The sequence below is a fragment of the Paenibacillus sp. FSL M8-0228 genome, assembly GCF_038007385.1.
Classification (GTDB): Bacteria; Bacillota; Bacilli; order Paenibacillales; family Paenibacillaceae; genus Paenibacillus; species Paenibacillus polymyxa_D.
Window position 1 is genome coordinate 1,653,050 of record NZ_JBBOXA010000001.1, and the last position, 19,369, is coordinate 1,672,418.

Here is a 19,369-nt window from a genome sequence, read left to right on the forward strand (position 1 = left end):
ATGAAATGGAATGGGAATCTATACTAGAACAGGTGATGAAGGACAAACTTCTGTGATCGGCGGTCGAGTGTCCAAAGATGATGATCGTGTGGAAGCGTACGGAACAATTGACGAGCTGAACAGCTTTGTAGGACAAGCGATCAGCTTTGCCGAAGGGGAAGAGTTTGCGGATATTCGGACTCAATTGGAAGAAATACAGCAGGAGCTGTTTGATTGTGGTTCGGATTTGGCATTTGTTAAAATCAGTGAAAGCAAATATAAGGTGAAGGACGAGCTGGCAGAGCGTCTGGAAGGTTGGATTGATGCATGTCAGGAGGAAAATCCGAAGGTGGAGCGTTTTATTATACCAGGTGGTAACACATTATCCTCAACGCTTCATGTTTGCCGTACGGTTTGCCGACGCGCAGAACGCCGTGCGGTTACACTAGGTAAACATACGGACATCAATCCGGCGGTACGTCGGTATTTGAACCGCCTTTCTGATTATTTCTTTGCCGTCGCTCGCACAGCGAATGTCCGTCAGGGCGTACCCGATGTCGAATATGTGCGCAGCAAAAAAGTGTTCCGCAAATAAGGAGGCAACCGGGAATTTGTATGAGCTTGTACTATGAACCTATCGTATATACGATCCCTCCGGAGGAGGAGGGCATGCTGTTGAAGACTATTTTACAAAAACGTATGAACATTTCTCGAAAGTTAATATCCAAACTCAAGCTGACCGAGCAAGGTATTATGCTGAACGGGACACGTGTGTACATCAGCGTAAAGGTGAAATCCGGGGATCGAGTAGAAATTCGCATGGAGCGCGAGCGTTCTGATGATATTTTACCGGAACCCATTCCTTTTGAGATATTGTTTGAGGATGAACATCTGTTAGTGGTGAATAAGGCGGCGGGCATGATTGTCCATCCGACTCATGGTCATTACACAGGAACACTGGCTAACGGGGTTGTGCATTATTGGCAGACCAAGGGGGAGCTGTTCCGATTTCGTCCTGTTCATCGTCTTGATCAGGAGACGACGGGGGTGCTGGTCGTAGCCAAAAATCCATATGTACACCAGCATATTTCTGAACAGATGATTGCGGGAACGGTGGATAAGCGCTATACGGCTCTGGTGCATGGGCGCCCTGAGCTGCAGGAAGGTAAGGTAGACGGACCGATTGACCGCAACCCGGATGATCCGCATTTACGTATGGTGACTCCGGATGGTTATCCTGCACTTACGCTGTATAAGCTGGAGGAAGTGTGGAGCGGGGGAAGCCGCATCGGACTAAAGTTGGAATCCGGGCGTACGCACCAAATTCGAGTGCATATGACTTATATCGGTTGTCCGTTGATCGGAGATAAAATGTACCGGATTACACCTGATGATGCTGCGCAACGTGAGCGATATGATCAGCTTGATGCCAGGATGCCTCGACAAGCCTTACATGCTTCAGAGCTGTCCTTGGAGCATCCTGTAACCGGGGAGCGGCTGACATTCTATGCTCCCCTACCTGACGATATGGCTGAAATGCAGGAGCTTTTAAGAGAAAACCAAATGGAGGTTAATCTAGCGATGAGCCAACTGAAAGTATATCAGTATTCTAAATGCAGTACCTGCCGTAATGCAGTGAAATGGCTGCAAAACAAGGGGCATGAGACGGAACTGATTCCTATTTTTGAACAGCCGCCTGGCCCGGAGGAATTGGAAGAATTGATTCGCAAAAGCGGGCTGGAGCTGAAAAAGTTTTTCAATACAAGCGGTGAGGTGTACAAAGAGTTAAAGCTGAAAGATAAGCTGGGAGACATGAGCCGTGAAGAGCAAATTTCGCTTTTATCCTCAAATGGAAGATTAATCAAACGCCCGATTGTAACCGACGGTAACAAAGTAACGGTAGGATTCAAAGAGGAAACATTTGAGGGCACATGGGGAGCTCAATAACGCCCAATTTACCCCCACGATATGTTATACTGTGGGGGTTAAATATTATGATGAATGGGAGCAATACAATCTGTGACACAACGCAATGAACAATCCGTAATGCTGGTTGACGGCATGGCCCTGCTATTTCGCGCTTATTATGCAACCGCCGCAAACGGTTATATCCGTCGTACAAAAGCTGGGGTGCCAACGAACGCCATATATGGTTTTATTCGATATTTTTGGGATGCAGTCCAAACGTTTAATCCTACACATGTTATTTGTTGCTGGGATATGGGCGGAACGACATTCCGTGGGGAACATTTTGCTGCGTATAAGGGAAATCGAGCCGACGCACCAGATGATTTGATTCCCCAATTTACATTGATTCGCGAAGTGACGGACAGCCTCGGCATTCCCAACATTGGAGCGGAAGGCTTTGAAGCCGATGATTGTATCGGTACGCTTGCACGCCATTATTCGCAAAATGAGGACATGGATGTAATGATTCTCTCGGGAGATCATGATTTACTTCAATTAGTGGATGATCGGACACGGGTCATTATTATGAAAAAAGGCCACGGCAATTATATGGTATACACCCCGGAGACCCTGCTGACTGAAAAAGGACTTAAGCCACGCCAAGTGGTGGACCTTAAAGGCCTGATGGGGGATGCAAGCGATAATTATCCAGGAGTACGAGGTATTGGTGAGAAAACGGCACTCAAGCTGGTGCAGGAATACGACTCTATTGAGGGCATTCTGGAGAATCTGGATCAATTAACACCATCGGTCCGCAAAAAAATTGAGAGTGATTTGGATATGCTGCATCTTTCACGCAAACTCGCTGAAATTCACTGTGGTGTACCTGTAGCATGTGCTTTGGATAGTTGTCTGCTGACGTTGGATCACGTGCAAATTGTAGACAAGTTTGAGCAGCTTGAAATGAAAAGCTTGTGTACATTGATGGGTGTCGCAACCGGATCATAATGAAGCTATTAGGCCTGGTACGACAATTTAAATAAAGTAAGTTATATAGGGATGCTGAGGCGGGATGCGTCAGTGTCCTTATTTGTATACGTTATGTTAACGGAGTTATATCGTCTTGTGAAGGATTATATACAATTGCGATTAGGGGATTGACCTCAGGTACATTTCAGGTGAATATAGTGGAGAGAGAACCGGATTATCGAAAGGGGACAACAGCAACTATGACAGTATTGGGAGCAATTGAGGCAGGCGGTACCAAATTTGTATGTGGAATTGGCAACGAACGTGGAGAGGTACTGGAACGAGCGAGCTTTCCAACAACCACACCAGCAGAAACAATGGAGAATGTCATCGCATTTTTTGAAGGCAAGGGCATTGAAGCATTGGGCGTAGGATCGTTCGGGCCGATTGATCCTATCGAAGGTAGTGATACATATGGTTATATTACAACAACGCCAAAGCCACATTGGGGAAATTACAATCTGATTGGTAAACTGAAAGAGCATTTTGATGTGCCTATGGGGTTTGATACGGATGTGAATGGAGCAGCACTTGGTGAGTCTATTTGGGGTGCCGCCAAAGGATTGGACAACTGTCTGTATATCACGATAGGCACAGGCATCGGGGCAGGTGCTTTGGTTGGTGGAAAGCTGATACATGGATTATCTCACCCGGAAATGGGGCATATTCTGGTACGTCGTCACCCAGAAGATACTTACGAGGGGACATGTCCTTATCACGGAGATTGTTTGGAGGGTCTGGCAGCAGGTCCTGCGCTCGAAAAAAGATGGAAGGTTAAAGGACATGAGCTTTCTGTCGATCACCCGGCCTGGGAAATGGAAGCGTACTATCTGGCACAGGCTTTAATGAGCTATGTATTAATCCTGTCCCCGCAAAAAATTATTATGGGCGGGGGAGTAATGAAGCAAGACCAATTGTTCCCGCTCATTCGTACCAAACTACAAAAACTTTTGAACGGATACGTGCAGCATTCGAGTCTGACAACAGGTATTGAGCAATATATCGTATCTCCAGGATTGGGTGATAATGCTGGATTGTGCGGTGCTCTGGCATTGGCAAAGGAAAAACTGAATCATTAGAATTTAGGGTTGACGGCACTCCAAGGTACGGTTATTATATAGGCAACAGTATAGTACGGCTCAAAAAGGGAAGCACCTTTCTTGCGAATACGCAGGATAGGTGCTTTTTTTTGCGTTTTTGTGTTGTGCGGGACTGTCTTTCAACGATATGAGGGAGGAAGAAATCATGGAGATAGTATTTTTAAATCGCTTGTCCAAACGGAATGAACAGGGCTATGAGGACTTTGCTCAGGTATGGATTGGGCAGCATGAAGGGGAATGGAGTGCAGGCTGGAGCACACACCATGTCCCGGATGAAAGTATAGACGACCTTTGGTATGAGGGCAGCTTGTGGCAGGAATTACTACATGTATACCGTCATGAGCTGGCGCTCAAAATGGCTGAGGGCTACAGGCCCCTAATCCATGGTGTATTTCATGAGCAAGAAGGATCATCAGGACGAGGACAAACGCTGCAAAAGCTGTATTGCTACAGTGATTTGTTTCCACGTGATGAAGTGTATGAGCAATTGACGATGTGGAGACGGCAAAAAGCAGCAACGGAACGAAAAGCACCTTATTTTATCGCTACGAATCGATTGCTTCGACTCATTAGCGTTTATCTTCCCCATACCGAAGAAGAACTGTTGGAGCTGCCTGGTATGGGTCAGGGTAAGGTGTCGCAATATGGGACGGAGCTATTGGCTATTACGACACAAAATGACCGGACCACGCCATTTCCGTTGAACTGGGTAACAGAGACGCTGGAAGAAGAAGTTTTTTTGTCATGGTTATACAAGCAAAAAGAGAACCAGTACAGGCAGGAGCTGAACAAATTCAGCTTAACTAGAACGATTATTGAAGGCATTTCGGACGGTCTTTCACTGGAGCATATCGGAATGAAGACAGGTTTGCATCGTAGAGAGATGATTGAAGCTGTGGAGCATTTGGATAGAGACGGTATTGATATGGACAAGCTGATCCACAAGGAATTGGTGAATGTATCTGAGGCGGAGCAGGCAGCTATCTGGTCTGCTTATGAAGAGTTGGGGGATACGTTGCTCAAGCCCGTCATGCTGAAAGTGTATGGGGAAGAAAAGGCAACCGAAACAGGACTGGATCAGATTTATGAGCGTCTGCGTCTGATCCGTATACGGTTTCGTCATCAGCAGGTACCCGGCCGACATGTTGGATAATATAGAACTATTTGGATAAAGATGGGTATTAAAGTATATTCAGGGTCCAACATACTAAAAAGCAGCAGCCAGTTCCTCACAGGACACGGCTGCTGCTTTTTATGACCAAGCTTGAAAATAGAAAAAAGTATCCAATTTGATACTTTTTCCCCTTTTATTTTTAAACCCAGTCTTTCTTACGGAAAATACAGAACATACTGACGCCTAATGCCACCATAATACCAATGACGACAAAATAGCCATAACGTGTATGAAGCTCAGGCATATTATCGAAGTTCATCCCATATATTCCGGTAATGACCGTCAATGGCATAAATACGGTCGTAATTGCTGTAAACACACGCATAATTTCATTGGCACGGTTGGCGATACTGGATTGATAAGCTTCTCGAAGGTTACCCATCAAGTCGCGGTAAGTTTCGAAAGTCTCCGAAATTTTCACAGCATTTTCATAAATGTCGCTAAAATATTTTTGCAATTGATCGTCGATGAGCCGCAAATCCCGCTTGTTCAGGGTATTGATGACTTCTTTTTGCGGGCCCAACACTTTTTTCAGCCACAGAATCTCACTGCGTAAGCCGATGATTTCGTTCAAATGCGACTTTTTCGTATGCATTAGAATATCTTCTTCCAGCTTTTCAATGCGGACCTCAATCCGGTCACCAACCAGAAAATAGTTGTCAACAATTAAGTCGACCAACAGATACATAAAACGGTCAGGCTGGCTGACTTCTTGCTCCCACAGCATAGGCTTGAGGGTACGAAGCTCATTGATTTTCTGCTTGGTCACCGTAATGATAAAATGGCGGCCGAGAAAAATGTTCAAAGCTCGCAAAAATATTTCTTCATCATCAAAACGAATGCTATTTACAACGATAAAATAATGGCTTTCATAAATTTCAATCTTCGGACGCTGTTCTTCTTCACTCAAACAGTCTTCTACTGCAAGATCATGCATGGAAAATAAAGGCTGGAGCACTGCCAAATCATCGACATCGGCATCAATCCAATAAAAACCTTCTGCCGGTGCAGTAAGCGCCATTTCAATTTCTTCGACAGGGGTAAAAACCCCGTTGTTGACCAAACGGATTTTCATATACGTCACTCCTTATGCTCCGCCGTAACGGAAATACGTTTACCTTAAGCATAAGGAATGGACTCAGTTAGCCGGTGCGGGTAAGCGTGCACTCTCATCAAAAGCCGGAGGCTTTTGGAGCATGCAGAGCCTGGCGTCCCGTCTTTCGGCAAGCTGAAGTCATTCCTATGCTGTTGTTCAGGGATCGCCGCCTATTCGGACTCGGGTCGCCTTCCATTCCGGATTCACCTCTCAAATGTTCTTTTTTTAGATTGCCACAGTATCGCAGGAAACACTCAAGTCTGCACTACTGCTCCATATTTTTGCCTAATAGCACTTGTATAGTATAACGCTCGGCCTACGGCCTTTCAAGCGCAAAATCATGGGCAAAATCAACAGTAGTGTCAAGAGCTTCAGCGATAGGAGGGATATGATTTAACCTATGGAAAAGGTAGACAAAATGTGAATGCAGGTTACAAATTTGCAAGTCCCATCTTGACGAAGCCCAGCCGATGCATTAAAGTGAACAACAAGAACTTTGTGAACCCAAAATGAATATAGCGAAATCTTATCAAGAGCAGGTGGAGGGACTAGCCCGATGATACCCGGCAACCGGCGATTTTAATCGCACGGTGCTAATTCTTGCAGGACGCGCGCTTTGTACAAAGCGCGTTGCCCTGACAGATGAGAGAGGCGCATATGGATACAAATATGACCTTTCTCTAACCAGAGAAAGGTCTTTTTATTATATGCCCGGCATCTCAACAAGACGATTTTCGCAAAACTTACCGAACAAGGAGTGAGTTTACATGCCGATTAAAATCCCAGACACATTACCTGCTAAGGAAGTGCTGGAGGGCGAAAATATTTTCGTAATGGATGAAAGCTTGGCTTATCATCAGGATATTCGTCCGTTGCGTATCGCCATTTTGAATTTAATGCCTACAAAGGAAACGACGGAAACCCAACTGTTGCGCCTGGTCGGCAATACGCCGTTGCAAGTGGATGTCACGCTGGTGCATATGAAGTCTCATGTATCCAAAAATACATCGCAAGAATATTTGAACATGTTCTATAAAACGTTTGACGAGATCAAGAACAGTCGTTTTGACGGCATGGTCATTACAGGAGCCCCGGTTGAACAGCTTGAGTTTGAGGATGTGAACTACTGGGAGGAAATCCGGCAAATCTTTGAATGGACGAAAACGAATGTAACTTCGACCATGCATATCTGTTGGGCCTCACAGGCAGGCTTATACCATCATTTCGATGTCCCTAAATATGGGCTCGACTACAAATGCTTCGGTGTATTTCCACACACCGTGATTAAACCTAAAGTAAAATTGTTACGCGGCTTTGATGAACTGTTTTATGCTCCTCATTCCAGGCATACGGAGGTTCGTCGGGAAGATATTGATCATATCGCCGAATTAGAAGTTTTATCCGAATCCGAAGAAGCTGGAGTGTACCTCGTAGCCACGCTTGACGGTAAACAAATTTTTGTAACTGGGCATTCTGAATATGACCCGCTTTCACTGAAATGGGAATACGACCGCGATGTAGCCAAAGGAATGGATATTGAAGTCCCCAAAAATTATTTTCCTAATGATGATCCTGAGCGCACCCCCCCCTCAATTTGGCGGGCGCACGCCAATTTATTATTCTCGAATTGGCTGAACTATTATGTATACCAAGAAACACCTTATGATATCGGGCCCCAGATTTAAAAAAGGAGCATGTAGTTTACCTTTGTAGAGTATCACCTTGCAGTAGCGCAGCAGTATAGTCTTTGACATCCATTTTTGCAGGATTGGTTATAGCACCCACTATGGAAGTTAACAGGAGGATTCATATGAGTGAGAAACAGTGGAAAATCGAAAGTAGATTGGCACAAATCGGTTCAGTAGAAGAGCCAGTAACCGGGGCTGTTAATTACCCGATTTACCAATCTACGGCGTTCCGCCATCCCCGTCTGGGTCAAAGCACAGGATTTGATTACATTCGGACGATCAATCCCACGCGAAAGGTACTGGAAGAGGCTTCTGCTGCACTTGAATCGGGTGATGCAGGCTTTGCATGCAGCTCAGGTATGGCGGCGCTGCAAACGGTATTTGCATTGTTTGGACAGGGAGATCATCTCATAGTATCGCTGGATCTGTATGGCGGGACGTATCGTTTGCTGGAGCGTATTTTGTCTAAATTTGGTGTGACAGCCAGTTATGTGGATACGAACGATCTTGAAGCGCTCGAACAGTCATGTCGACCGAATACCAAAGCTGTATTCATAGAAACGCCTACAAATCCGTTAATGATGATTACTGATATTCGAGCGGTGGCTAAATGGGCATCACAACATCAGTTGCTTACCATTGTAGATAATACGCTGCTAACGCCATATTTCCAGCGGCCATTGGAACTGGGCGCGGATATTGTGGTACATAGCGCAACCAAATATTTGGGCGGACACAACGATGTGCTGGCAGGGTTGATCGTAACCAAAGGCAAAGAGCTATCAGCTGAAATTGCATTCCTGCACAATTCCATAGGGGCAGTGCTTTCCCCAAGCGATTGCTACCAGTTAATGAAGGGCATGAAGACGTTAGCGCTGCGTATGGACCGGCACGAGCATAATGCAACAGTGCTGTCTAACTATTTACTGACGCATCCGGCTGTGGCGGAAGTATTTTATCCAGCTCTAGAAGGCCATCCAGGTCGTGAGATTCAAAATAAACAATCCAGCGGAAATACGGGTATCTTTTCCTTTAAAGTAAAGGATGCTCGTTATGTGGAACCTTTGCTTCGTCACATTAAGCTCATTGCGTTTGCGGAAAGTCTCGGCGGTGTGGAATCGTTAATGACCTATCCCGCTGTGCAGACACATGCGGACATACCAGCAGAAATTCGGGATGCAGTCGGGGTAGATGACAGGCTGTTGCGTTTCTCCGTAGGCATTGAGCATACAGACGACCTAATTGAAGATTTACGTTCGGCGTTGGAAGCGGCACGTCAAGAAGTAGAAGGAGGAGAGCTGCAATGATAGAGGATGCGAGGAGGATCGGGCAGGATCTGAACAAAGAGCGGAAGTTCGCTACCAAGCTGCTGCATTTTGGCTCTGAAATTGACAGCGTTACGGGGGCATCGAGCGTCCCGATCTATCAAGCTTCTACCTTCCACCATCACGATATTTTTAATCCTCCACAGCATGACTATAGCCGTTCAGGTAATCCGACACGACAAGCTTTGGAGGATTATATCGCTTTATTAGAAGGCGGGGCGTGCGGTTTTGCCTTTGCATCAGGTATGGCGGCCATCTCTACTACATTTATGCTCTTGTCTGCTGGAGATCATGTCATTGTTTCCGAGGACGTATATGGAGGAACATATCGACTGCTGACCTCCATTTTGAAACGGATGAATATCGAAACGACCTTCGTCGACATGACGGACCTCAACCTTGTGAAAGATGCGTTGCAGGAGAATACAAGGGCTGTATATATGGAAACTCCGTCCAATCCGACACTCAAAATTACCGATGTGGCAGGAATAACTTCTTGGGCACAGGACAACGGGCTTTTAACGTTATTGGATAATACTTTTATGACACCTTATTATCAACGTCCGATTGAGCAGGGAGTTGATATTGTATTGCACAGTGCGACCAAGTTTCTGGGCGGACACAGCGATGTGCTGGCAGGACTTGCGGTAGCACGTACCGAATCGTTGGGAAGACAAATCAAGCAGCTCCAAAATGGACTGGGTACCGTGTTGGCTCCGCAGGAGTCATGGTTGCTCATGCGCGGTATGAAGACACTGGAGGCTCGTATGGCTCACAGCGAAAAGAGCGCAGCGAAGCTCGCTAACTGGCTGAACGAGCGCAACGACATTGAGGCGGTATACTACCCGGGTCTGGAGAATCATCCAGGGCGTGAAGTTCATGAGCGCCAATCCAGCGGTTATGGTGCAGTGATATCTTTTGATGTGGGTTCTGGTGAGCGTGCAAAAGAAGTCCTCAGTCGCGTACGTATTCCAATTGTAGCGGTGAGTCTGGGAGCTGTGGAAAGCATCTTGTCGTATCCGGCGATGATGTCACATGCGGCTATGCCCCATAGTGTACGATTGGAGCGCGGGATTACGAACGGACTGCTCCGTTTCTCCGTAGGTTTGGAGGATATTGACGACCTGATCAGTGATCTGGATGAGGCGCTGCGCTAGAGCGTTAGCACATCCGCAGCATCTTTGTCGTTTTCACGCTGAGAGCAAATATGTACAGTACTAAACAGCAAGTTTCCAGTATTTCAGGAGGCTTGCTGTTTTCTATAAAATAACATGAACGACAGTGTGAAAAAAGACACTTTTCAGTTCTGTTTTCTTATTTTTTGGCTATATGCAACGTTGAGATAAGCTTGGCAGTTGCCTGTTTTCCTAGGTGAAAAGCAGAAAAAAGCGGGAATAAGTATGGTTGCTTACCTAAAGATATGTTAGTATTATCATTAGGTTTTACTATGCTAAATAGCACAGACAACATACAAGGCTAGTCATGAACATACATTACGGCAGGGTTCGAACGCAGGTTTGTGAAAGCATTCTCGTTCATAAGTCCTGTCGTTCATTTCGTCGCCCTGTGACAGCGAAGGAGGATACACCATGAGTGTAATCGACCATATTTTAGATAAAGCCCTACGCGGCGAACGCCTGAATTTAGAGGATACCGTTGCTTTGTTCGAATCAGACGAGGTAGAAAAAATCGGTCATGCGGCGAATAAAGTCATGAATCGCATGCATCCCGATCCCGTTAAAACCTTCGTTATCGGACGAAATATTAACTATACAAACGTGTGTGACGTATACTGTCGCTTCTGCGCTTTTTATCGTAGACCAGGTTCTGATGAAGGTTATGTTTTGCCGGATGAGGTGATCTTTCAGAAGATCAAGGAAACGCAGGAAGTAGGTGGCACCGAAATTCTAATGCAAGGCGGTGTGAACCCGAATCTGCCGTTCAGTTATTATACCGATTTGCTGAAAGATATCAAGGAGCGTTTTCCCGATATTACGATGCACTCCTTCTCGCCAGCTGAAATTCACAAAATGAAGGAGAAATCTGGTCTTTCTATGGAAGAAACAATCCGCGCCATTCATGAAGCTGGATTGGATTCGCTTCCGGGCGGAGGTGGAGAAATTTTGGATGACCGCACACGCCGCAAAATTAGCCGTCTCAAAGGCTCTTGGCGTGATTGGATGGATGTCATGCAAACGGCTCATAAGGTTGGGATGAACACGACTGCTACGATGGTTATTGGCTTTGGCGAGTTGATGGAGGAGCGTGCGCTGCATTTGTTGCGTGTTCGTGATGCTCAGGACGAATGCATTGAAAACAAATATAATTCTGAAGGATTTTTGGCCTTTATTCCTTGGACCTTCCAGCCAGACAATACCAACCTGAAGAAGGAACGTCAGACGCCGGAGGAATATCTGAAGACCGTTGCGATCAGTCGTCTTGTATTGGATAACATCAAGCATATTCAATCCTCATGGGTAACTATGGGACCTGAAATCGGTAAAAAATCGTTGTACTACGGTTGCGATGATTTTGGTAGCACCATGATTGAGGAAAACGTAGTTTCCGCTGCAGGCGCAACGTATAAGGTTAACATTGAATCCATTTTACAGTTGATCCGCGAGACGGGTCACATTCCGGCACAGCGTAATACCCGTTATGATATTATTCGTACTTTTGACAGTGCCAGCAGTATTGAACATGATTTTATCATGCAGAATTAATATCCGTTAATATAGTGTTCATTACAAAACGCCTATCTGTACTAATCGTTATACATAGATTAGTGCAGATAAGCGTTTTTTGATGTGTTACTTTGCTATGCTTTCCATCGTTTCATATACATGATCTCAGCTTGCGGGTCTGCCATTTGGATGACTGCCTTAAAGCGCTGCAAATCCAACAGATGAACGCTGTAAACGATGACCATTTGTTCTTTTTTATCCTCAGATTCGCTTTTGATCTTGCCCTCTATCTGGGCAGAGCCTTCAACAGGCGTGCTGTGTATACGCAACCTGCGATATATAGCATCCTCGACGGTTGGCTGCTTCTTGCTGACAACACAAACCATACGCGTCAGACCGGTAAACATCAGCCGGGTCGTTTCGTAGGCGGCGAGGCAGGATAAGGCTGAATATAGAGCTGGCTCCCAGCCTAGCACAAAGCCAGCTGTAATGAGCAGCAGACCGTTACATAGCATAACAATCTGTATTAACGGAATCTTGCGGTGTGTTAGCAACAATGTGGATGGACGGCCATCGCCTGTTTCGTTAAGTCCTAGTGAATCAAGCAGACCACCGTGACGAGCTGCCAGCCCTGCGCCAAGACCGATACAGATTCCGCCGCCCAAAGCACATACGACCGGATGGCCGCTCACTGCCGGAAAAGGCGAAAGAATGATGGCTGAGCCTGAAAAGGCGAACAAGCCGGGTAGTGCACGGAGCAGCATGGGTTTGTGAGTGGATAATGAATACAGCAGCATGAGTGGCAAGTTCAAAACGAATAGCAATAACCCAAAATGCTCTTGTGTATAAAGCGACATGAGTCTGGAGATCCCCGTGACGCCTCCAGCGATCATATCATGCGGATGCAAAAACAATTCCAGACCGACGGATGCCGTAATTCCGCCAATCACCGTATAAAAGACAGGGAACCTGCTCGCATCTTCTGAAGCGGGCTTCACAAGCCGCCTCATAGAGTTTCGGCATGTTTAATAGCGTGCGGCATAGCCTTCCCTCCTATGGATTGTCGTATCCAGCTTTACAGTTACGCCGAGTTACTTTCTTCTTTTCGTAGGCGGGGGTCCTTGAACTTGAATATTTTGTTTAACATATTAAAAATAGGTTTTGACTGCTTTGTGAGAAGTGGTCCAAGAATGGCCAGTATGAGTACATAGATGGCTGCAAAAGGTTGAACAATATCAAGTAAACCACCTTCTTTACCCAAGTTGGCCATGATAATCGAAAATTCACCCCGTGCCACAATGGTCAGTCCGATATTTGCTGACGCTTTGGGAGATAAGGAGGCCGTACGCCCAGCCAACATTCCTGCCCAAATGTTCCCAAATAACGTGAGAACGACTGCTGCCAGCGCAAGCCATATCGCGTTTCCTCCTAGGGACAGTGGATCAATGGATAGCCCAAAGCTGAAAAAGAACAGAGCGCCAAAGAAATCGCGGAAAGGAACAATTAAATGCTCGATCCGTTTGGCATGTTCCGTTTCGGCCAGTACGAGACCGACTAACAGGGCGCCGATAGCTTCCGCCACATGAATCGTTTCCGAAAAACCAGCCACCAGAAACAGGGAGCCGAAAACAACAAGTCCGAATACCTCATTGGAGCGAATACGGAGAATCCGATTTAACAGAGGGACGGCCTTACGACCCATAATAATGACTGCAAGCATAAAGCCAAGCGCGATTAGCGCTGATAGCAGTACACCCCCGAGCGAGGATGAATCGCTAAGAACCAATCCGGAGAGGATGGAGATGTATACGGCGAGGAAAACATCCTCGAACATAATAATGCCCAAAATCATTTCAGTTTCAGCATTGGCAGTCCGCTTGAGATCTACCAGCACCTTCGCAGCAATAGCACTGGATGATATGGTTGTAATTCCGGCGATAACCAGTGTTTCTGCTACAGGAAAGCCGCTCAGGAAGCCAAGAGCCAGCCCCAGTGTGAAATTGATGCCAATATAAATGGTGCCACCCACGGCAATGGAGCGGCCTGATTTAATTAACCGACCTACTGAAAACTCCAGACCCAAGTAGAAGAGAAGAAACAGCACTCCGATTCTTCCCATAAAATCAATAAAAGGGGCGCTTTCGATAAAGCGAAAATCAAAATGCCATAGCTCCATCGCATGCGGTCCAACTGCCATTCCGATCAGGATATAAAAAGGGATGACCGAGAAGCGCAGTTTGGAGGAAATAAGTCCGGCTGCAGCGATGAGAGCAATAGCCAATCCAACCTCAAATACCAGATGATCCATCCAATCACCCGCTTCCGTTCATAAGGATTTGTTTAAAGCGTTTTTGCTGATCGCGTTCCCCAACAACAACTACAGTGGCATCATCGTTAATAATCACTTCAGGACCAGGATTTACATATTTCATTCCCTTTTTCTCCACAATGGCAATAACAGTGGCTCCCGAATTTTGTCTAATATCCAGCTCACCGATGGATTTGCCAACACTTGCATAGTGAGATTCCACTCTATACCATTCGATAATAAAATCGTCAAACGTCATTTCTACACTTTCAAGCTGTTTCGGCTTATAAGTCATACCCCCGATGATGGAGGCTACCAATCGTGCTTCCTGATCATTCAGGGTTGTCATAGAAATACTTTGTTCCAAATCCTCGTAATCAAAGTGATACAACTCACGCCTGCCATCATCATGAATAATAATGACAATTCGGTCGCCACTCTCTGCATCTATTCGATACTTAATCCCGATTCCTGGCAAAATAGACTCTCGAATATCCATTTGTAAAGCCTCCTGTGCGATACGTTATTTAAATGAATGGTATGGGAAATAAATCACATGCTTTGGGAGTGACATGGAAACTTTCTTTTTGTATTAAATTTTATAAATTAACATAGAAAACCTGATAAATATACTTAACGTATTACACTTATTGGGAACGGTTAACAAATAGACATGCAAATGTGGTGATGTGCATGCTTAAGGGAGGTTAAGCCACATAACTAGAGGTAAATTTGATGGGGAACAAGTACAATTGCTTCTTTAGTTTGCAAATGACAGGAATAAAAGGCAGACGTAGTTTAGGGATGCTCAATAGCAGCACAAACGCTATCAAAATGACAAAGGGAAGTGATTTGGCCGCAGCGATCACCAGATGAAGTAAAGGGGAGGATTTGCGTATAGCTGGTTTGGGATGGTGCTCCAGACCGTGAGAATCGGTTTCTAACGAGGAAACATCAGCATGAGACAGGAGAGAAGATCCCGCAGTAAACTGAAGGGATTGAGTAGTGTCTTCCGCATGAAACGTCACAGGAAGGGACAAAATCTGAACGAGGCTCAATATGACGATCATGAATGTACGCAGCATGTTCAGCATCGTTGACATCTTATCTCCTCCCTCTTGTGAAAAATTCATATTAATTAACCTTAACATACCCCACCCTAAATATTCAAACGTCTTTCGTTTTTTTCCTATACCACAGTAATTGTTTATAACACGCCAACCGGCTTTTTGAAACCTGATCATCCTCTTTTGACTATGTCTTTCTGTTTCCAGTCGTTCACTTCGTATAACCCTTCAGAGGCCGCCATATACTGAAAGCAGTGATCGAAAGGAGTGAGCCAATGGAACTGTTTACAGTGTGGACCAATACAAACGGAGATCAGGAAACCGACCGGTTTTACGAAGTGGTCAAAAGTAGAACAAAGGGGCTACATATGTCACGGCGCGGATTTCGATTCACTTTCAGACAGCTGGACAACAAAGTGGCATGGACCTGCAAGGGCACAGAAAGCAATTCGGCGTTTGAAAGCTTTCTCCCCTGTGTATACAGCATCATGTCTTCGGCAATAGCGGATTATATTATCGAGGTCAAGGAGTGGGGGCTGCTTAATCTCATTCTCACCAAAGCCTGTTCGCTGCTGGAGAAAGAGGATACAGAGCAAATTCGCAGTATGATTCGTTCACTGTTAAACGATGATGGCCCGAGAGGTCGTTTGAAGCGTCATGGTAAGCTGACCACTCTCCTGGAGAAGGATTTTAAGGAGCTTCGTGTGATCAATTTGGAAGGACTGATTCAATTTAGGCTCCATGCGTATAAAAAAGAGCTTGAAGAAATCGTCGACTATGCCATGGAAGAATTCTGGGCAGATCGGCAATACGAAGAATTTATGGGGTTGCTTAAATATTTTGTTTTTTTTCAGGAAAGCAAAGTTCCGCTCGTACACGTACTTCACCAAGGCGGACATAATTTTACGATTCTGGATAGTGCCATGGTGCCGATACCGACTCCCGATGCAGATGACATCATTGTCGAGATGCCAGGCATTGAACTGGAAATGGAGGTCGAGGATCGAATCGTGAGCACCCTTATTTCGATTTCTCCTGCTTCCATTATATTGCATACAGACGATGAGCACACCCCCATAGTGCGGACACTCCTGCATATTTTTGAAGATAAAGTGAAGCTGAGCAGATTTTATCCAGGTCAGGATGTTCAAAAATAATAATCTGTTCGTATAAACCAATGGATTTCTGGAAAGCCTTTGCCTCAAGGGGAGGTTTTTTATGAGATCCATGTTGGTATGGAAACGGATTTTGGGAACCGTGTTAATCGCAACCTGTCTGGTATTGCCCGGCAATGAAGTTTACGGTCACAAAGAACCGGTCCAGCATAAGAAATGGCAGTCCACACCTGTTTTAGCTCCACGTGAAGAGCAGGTTATTACGACCATGACGGTCACAGCAACAGGATATACAGCAGGCTATGAATCGACTGGCAAACGGCCAAGTCATCCCGGTTACGGTATTACGTATTCCGGTGTAAAAGTGCGTCGTGACAAGAACACGCTGTCTACGATTGCGGCTGATCCCAAAACGTTTCCTTTGGGAAGCATATTGTACATTCCTGGTTATGGATACGGGATTGTAGCAGATACAGGTTCTGCGATTAAGGGCAATAAAATTGATTTGTATTTTAAAACAACCCGGCAGGTGTATTCTGAATGGGGCAAGAAAGATGTGGATGTTCAAATTATAAAAAAAGGTAACGGAAAATGTACGGAAAAGATGGTGAAATCGCTCCAAAAGGCGATAGAAACGCATAAAACCATTCCGACCGCGACACTGGATGCTTCCATATAATCCTTGAATATTGTTTTTTCCAACATCACATACTATGTTGCGGGATGAGTTTATCCCACAAAACATACTGGGAGGTTGAGAATTATGCCAAATCAAGGCGGAAGTTCTTTCACGAACAAAGGCTTCAATGCAAGCACAGGAAATCAGTTCAGAGCGGAATTTGCACAAGACAATACGGTAGGTGTTGTTTCACAAAAGGTAAAGCAGTCTGAACAAAATAAAATTCAAGACAACTTCCAGACACCAAATGAGAAGTATGATGAAGAATTTGCAACAGATCAAGGCGGTACAGGTGCAGTAGCACAAAAAGTTCAAAACTCTAGTCGCAACAAAATTCAAAACAATGCTCAAACACCGAATGAAAAGTTCGACGAAAACTTTAACACGAAATAAAAAAGCATATACAATCGATTATGCTCCGGATTATATCCGGGGCATTTCGTTTTGAGTAAAGTGGTTAGGTACAAATAGGTCTAAGGTTTTATCTCCTTTTTAATTGTTTTTAAGGTGGAATTAAGGTTTAAAGTGCAAAATAAAGTCAGTTAAACAACACCACCTTGAAGCATAGGGTTTGGGAGGAGATATACAATGGACGAATTTAAAAATAATAACTCCGGACGCCGGAACGACAACGATCAGGTTGATACCGATAACGTAACTCGGCAAAACGATTCGAACGGTTCCTCATATTATTATTCTTACGGCCCTTTTTCTTCAGTTCAATCGGACGGACAACGTAAGGAAGGGCAGTCGGTGGAAAAAGATGTTGAGATCACGCCACCGCAGGCAGTAAGACCCCTTCCTCCCTCATACCATCGTGCTATGCCTGAGCAACAGGATGGTTCGGGTCGAAATGGCGGCAACTGGCAATTCAAACCGAATAAGCCCAAGTCGCAGGTGAAAACAATTTTCTTATCTTTTTTGGCCGGGATGCTGGTCATTACAGTATTGATGTATACAGCTGACCGAACAAATATGTTCACACCCGAGACGGCGTTGACTTCGGCGGCAGCTGAAAGCGGAGAAACGACTAATTCAGGAACAACCAGTTCGACTCCAAGCGCAGTTCCGGCTGTGATGCCTTCAGGTACCGCTGATGTTCAATCTGTTGTGGCTAAGGCTGGACCGGCAGTCGTCAAAATCGAAACGCTTGCCAAACAAACCAGTGGCAGCAGCGGCAGACAAAGTAGCCCTTATTACAATGACCCGCTGTATCAATACTTTTTCGGTAATCAGTATGGTGACAGTGGCAGCAGCGGTAACAGTAATGAAAATGAAGGTAGCAACAGCGGACAGCTGACTCCGCTTGGTATTGGTTCCGGTTTTATTTTTGATAAATCGGGTTACGTCCTAACCAATAACCATGTTGTTGAAGGGGCGAGTGTGGTTCAGGTTACAGTAGAGGGAACTAATAAGCCTTACGAAGCCAAAGTCTTGGGCAAAAATGCTGATCTTGATTTGGCGGTACTTAAAATTGAAGGCAAAAATAACTTTCCGACAGTAACTTTGGGTGACTCCGATAACGCTAAAGTCGGCGAGTGGATGGTCGCAATTGGCAACCCTGAAGGCTTTGAGCATTCGGTAACAGCCGGGGTGCTAAGTGCGAAAGAACGTACGATCACCATTAATAGTGAATCAACTGGAAAACCGACGCAATACAAGCATCTCATTCAGACGGATGCGTCCATTAACCCTGGTAACTCTGGTGGACCGCTGTTAAATCTGCAAGGGCAAGTTATCGGTATGAACGTAGCTGTTAGTGCAGACGCACAGGGAATCGGGTTTGCGATTCCGTCCAATACGATTTTGGAAGTCGTCGATAAGCTGAAAAATAACCAGCCTATCCCTAAAGAACCTGTGCCTTTCATTGGTGCAAGTCTGTTAAATTTGAGTCCTGAAGTAGCCAAAGAACTGGGAACAACCCTGACCGAAGGCTCGGTTGTGCGGGATATTATATACAAATCACCAGCTTATCAGGCTGATCTGCGTCCTTACGATGTGATTATCGGAGCCAATGGCACGCCTTATAGCACATCACAAGAGCTGATCCAGTTCATTCAAAAACAAAAAGTGGGTACAGCACTGACGCTTAACATCGAACGAGCTGGGCAGAAAAAAGATGTTCAACTGAAAATTGGCAACAAAAATGACTTTAGCTCGACGCTCCAGCAATAAGATGATAACTTTACAAAAATGAACATGTGCACGCAAGAAACG

The 19,369-nt window shown here is 45.3% G+C and carries 18 protein-coding genes, 1 pseudogene and 1 riboswitch; of the genes and pseudogenes, 14 read left to right on the top strand and 5 right to left on the bottom strand.

Annotated elements, in window-relative coordinates; translation table 11 throughout:
- The first annotated feature begins 10 nt into the window (after positions 1 to 10).
- The 6 genes and pseudogenes from MKY98_RS07590 to MKY98_RS07615 all read left to right on the top strand — a co-directional run bounded on the left by MKY98_RS07590 (position 11) and on the right by MKY98_RS07615 (position 5,169).
- Positions 11 to 574 carry a cob(I)yrinic acid a,c-diamide adenosyltransferase gene (locus tag MKY98_RS07590; protein WP_069012833.1) on the top strand — a complete coding sequence of 188 codons (564 nt, stop codon included), beginning with the start codon at positions 11 to 13 and terminating at the stop codon, positions 572 to 574.
- Between the two features lie 20 nt (positions 575 to 594).
- A pseudogene (locus MKY98_RS07595) lies at positions 595 to 1,548 on the top strand (RluA family pseudouridine synthase); the annotation flags it as partial.
- Between the two features lie 12 nt (positions 1,549 to 1,560).
- On the top strand, positions 1,561 to 1,926 hold the full coding sequence (locus MKY98_RS07600) for an arsenate reductase family protein (protein WP_141695545.1): 366 nt from the start codon (positions 1,561 to 1,563) through the stop codon (positions 1,924 to 1,926).
- A gap of 72 nt (positions 1,927 to 1,998) precedes the next feature.
- Complete coding sequence (locus tag MKY98_RS07605; protein WP_080710677.1) at positions 1,999 to 2,895, top strand: 5'-3' exonuclease; 897 nt, start codon at positions 1,999 to 2,001, stop codon at positions 2,893 to 2,895.
- A gap of 221 nt (positions 2,896 to 3,116) precedes the next feature.
- On the top strand, positions 3,117 to 3,995 hold the full coding sequence (locus tag MKY98_RS07610) for an ROK family protein (protein ID WP_069012832.1): 879 nt from the start codon (positions 3,117 to 3,119) through the stop codon (positions 3,993 to 3,995).
- A 166-nt stretch (positions 3,996 to 4,161) separates the two neighbouring features.
- A complete protein-coding gene (locus MKY98_RS07615; RefSeq protein ID WP_069012831.1) occupies positions 4,162 to 5,169 on the top strand; it encodes an HRDC domain-containing protein in 1,008 nt (335 codons plus the stop codon).
- A gap of 160 nt (positions 5,170 to 5,329) precedes the next feature.
- On the opposite strand, the gene corA is transcribed toward MKY98_RS07615, so the two are convergent.
- Positions 5,330 to 6,265 carry a magnesium/cobalt transporter CorA gene (corA, locus tag MKY98_RS07620; RefSeq protein ID WP_023987788.1) on the bottom strand — a complete coding sequence of 312 codons (936 nt, stop codon included), beginning with the start codon at positions 6,263 to 6,265 and terminating at the stop codon, positions 5,330 to 5,332.
- A 544-nt stretch (positions 6,266 to 6,809) separates the two neighbouring features.
- A riboswitch (SAM riboswitch) is annotated at positions 6,810 to 6,935 on the top strand.
- A 118-nt stretch (positions 6,936 to 7,053) separates the two neighbouring features.
- Here corA and metA point away from each other — a divergent pair.
- From metA to mqnC, 4 genes are all read left to right on the top strand, one after another.
- Complete coding sequence (gene metA, locus MKY98_RS07625; protein ID WP_039269776.1) at positions 7,054 to 7,971, top strand: homoserine O-acetyltransferase MetA; 918 nt, start codon at positions 7,054 to 7,056, stop codon at positions 7,969 to 7,971.
- A gap of 125 nt (positions 7,972 to 8,096) precedes the next feature.
- Entirely contained in the window at positions 8,097 to 9,281 is a 1,185-nt protein-coding gene (locus tag MKY98_RS07630; protein ID WP_069012830.1) for a PLP-dependent transferase, read from the top strand.
- A complete protein-coding gene (locus MKY98_RS07635) occupies positions 9,278 to 10,456 on the top strand; it encodes an aminotransferase class I/II-fold pyridoxal phosphate-dependent enzyme (RefSeq protein ID WP_069012829.1) in 1,179 nt (392 codons plus the stop codon). Before MKY98_RS07630 ends, MKY98_RS07635 begins: the two co-directional genes overlap by 4 nt.
- Before the next feature lie 432 nt (positions 10,457 to 10,888).
- Complete coding sequence (gene mqnC, locus MKY98_RS07640; protein WP_069012828.1) at positions 10,889 to 12,022, top strand: cyclic dehypoxanthinyl futalosine synthase; 1,134 nt, start codon at positions 10,889 to 10,891, stop codon at positions 12,020 to 12,022.
- A 95-nt stretch (positions 12,023 to 12,117) separates the two neighbouring features.
- Here the strand turns inward: mqnC and MKY98_RS07645 are convergent, their stop codons facing one another.
- From MKY98_RS07645 to MKY98_RS07660, 4 genes are all read right to left on the bottom strand, one after another.
- Positions 12,118 to 12,981, bottom strand: a complete 864-nt coding sequence (locus MKY98_RS07645) for a YitT family protein (protein WP_069012827.1) — start codon at positions 12,979 to 12,981, stop codon at positions 12,118 to 12,120.
- Positions 12,982 to 13,064: 83 nt separating this feature from the next.
- A complete protein-coding gene (locus MKY98_RS07650) occupies positions 13,065 to 14,291 on the bottom strand; it encodes a cation:proton antiporter (RefSeq protein WP_069012826.1) in 1,227 nt (408 codons plus the stop codon).
- A 4-nt stretch (positions 14,292 to 14,295) separates the two neighbouring features.
- Complete coding sequence (locus MKY98_RS07655; RefSeq protein WP_039269782.1) at positions 14,296 to 14,790, bottom strand: cation:proton antiporter regulatory subunit; 495 nt, start codon at positions 14,788 to 14,790, stop codon at positions 14,296 to 14,298.
- A gap of 208 nt (positions 14,791 to 14,998) precedes the next feature.
- The gene (locus MKY98_RS07660; RefSeq protein ID WP_069012825.1) at positions 14,999 to 15,394 is read right to left on the bottom strand and encodes a hypothetical protein; all 396 of its coding nucleotides are present in this window, start codon (positions 15,392 to 15,394) and stop codon (positions 14,999 to 15,001) included.
- A gap of 239 nt (positions 15,395 to 15,633) precedes the next feature.
- On the opposite strand from MKY98_RS07660, the gene MKY98_RS07665 reads away from it, so the two are divergent.
- The 4 genes from MKY98_RS07665 to MKY98_RS07680 all read left to right on the top strand — a co-directional run bounded on the left by MKY98_RS07665 (position 15,634) and on the right by MKY98_RS07680 (position 19,327).
- Positions 15,634 to 16,515, top strand: coding sequence for a putative sporulation protein YtxC (locus MKY98_RS07665; RefSeq protein WP_069012824.1), 882 nt, complete (start codon positions 15,634 to 15,636; stop codon positions 16,513 to 16,515).
- A 61-nt stretch (positions 16,516 to 16,576) separates the two neighbouring features.
- Complete coding sequence (locus MKY98_RS07670) at positions 16,577 to 17,152, top strand: 3D domain-containing protein (protein ID WP_013309429.1); 576 nt, start codon at positions 16,577 to 16,579, stop codon at positions 17,150 to 17,152.
- A gap of 84 nt (positions 17,153 to 17,236) precedes the next feature.
- Positions 17,237 to 17,545, top strand: a complete 309-nt coding sequence (locus MKY98_RS07675; protein ID WP_069012823.1) for a hypothetical protein — start codon at positions 17,237 to 17,239, stop codon at positions 17,543 to 17,545.
- A gap of 195 nt (positions 17,546 to 17,740) precedes the next feature.
- Positions 17,741 to 19,327 (top strand): S1C family serine protease, encoded by a 1,587-nt coding sequence (locus MKY98_RS07680; RefSeq protein WP_029516508.1) that lies wholly within the window; start codon positions 17,741 to 17,743, stop codon positions 19,325 to 19,327.
- Positions 19,328 to 19,369 lie beyond the last annotated feature (42 nt).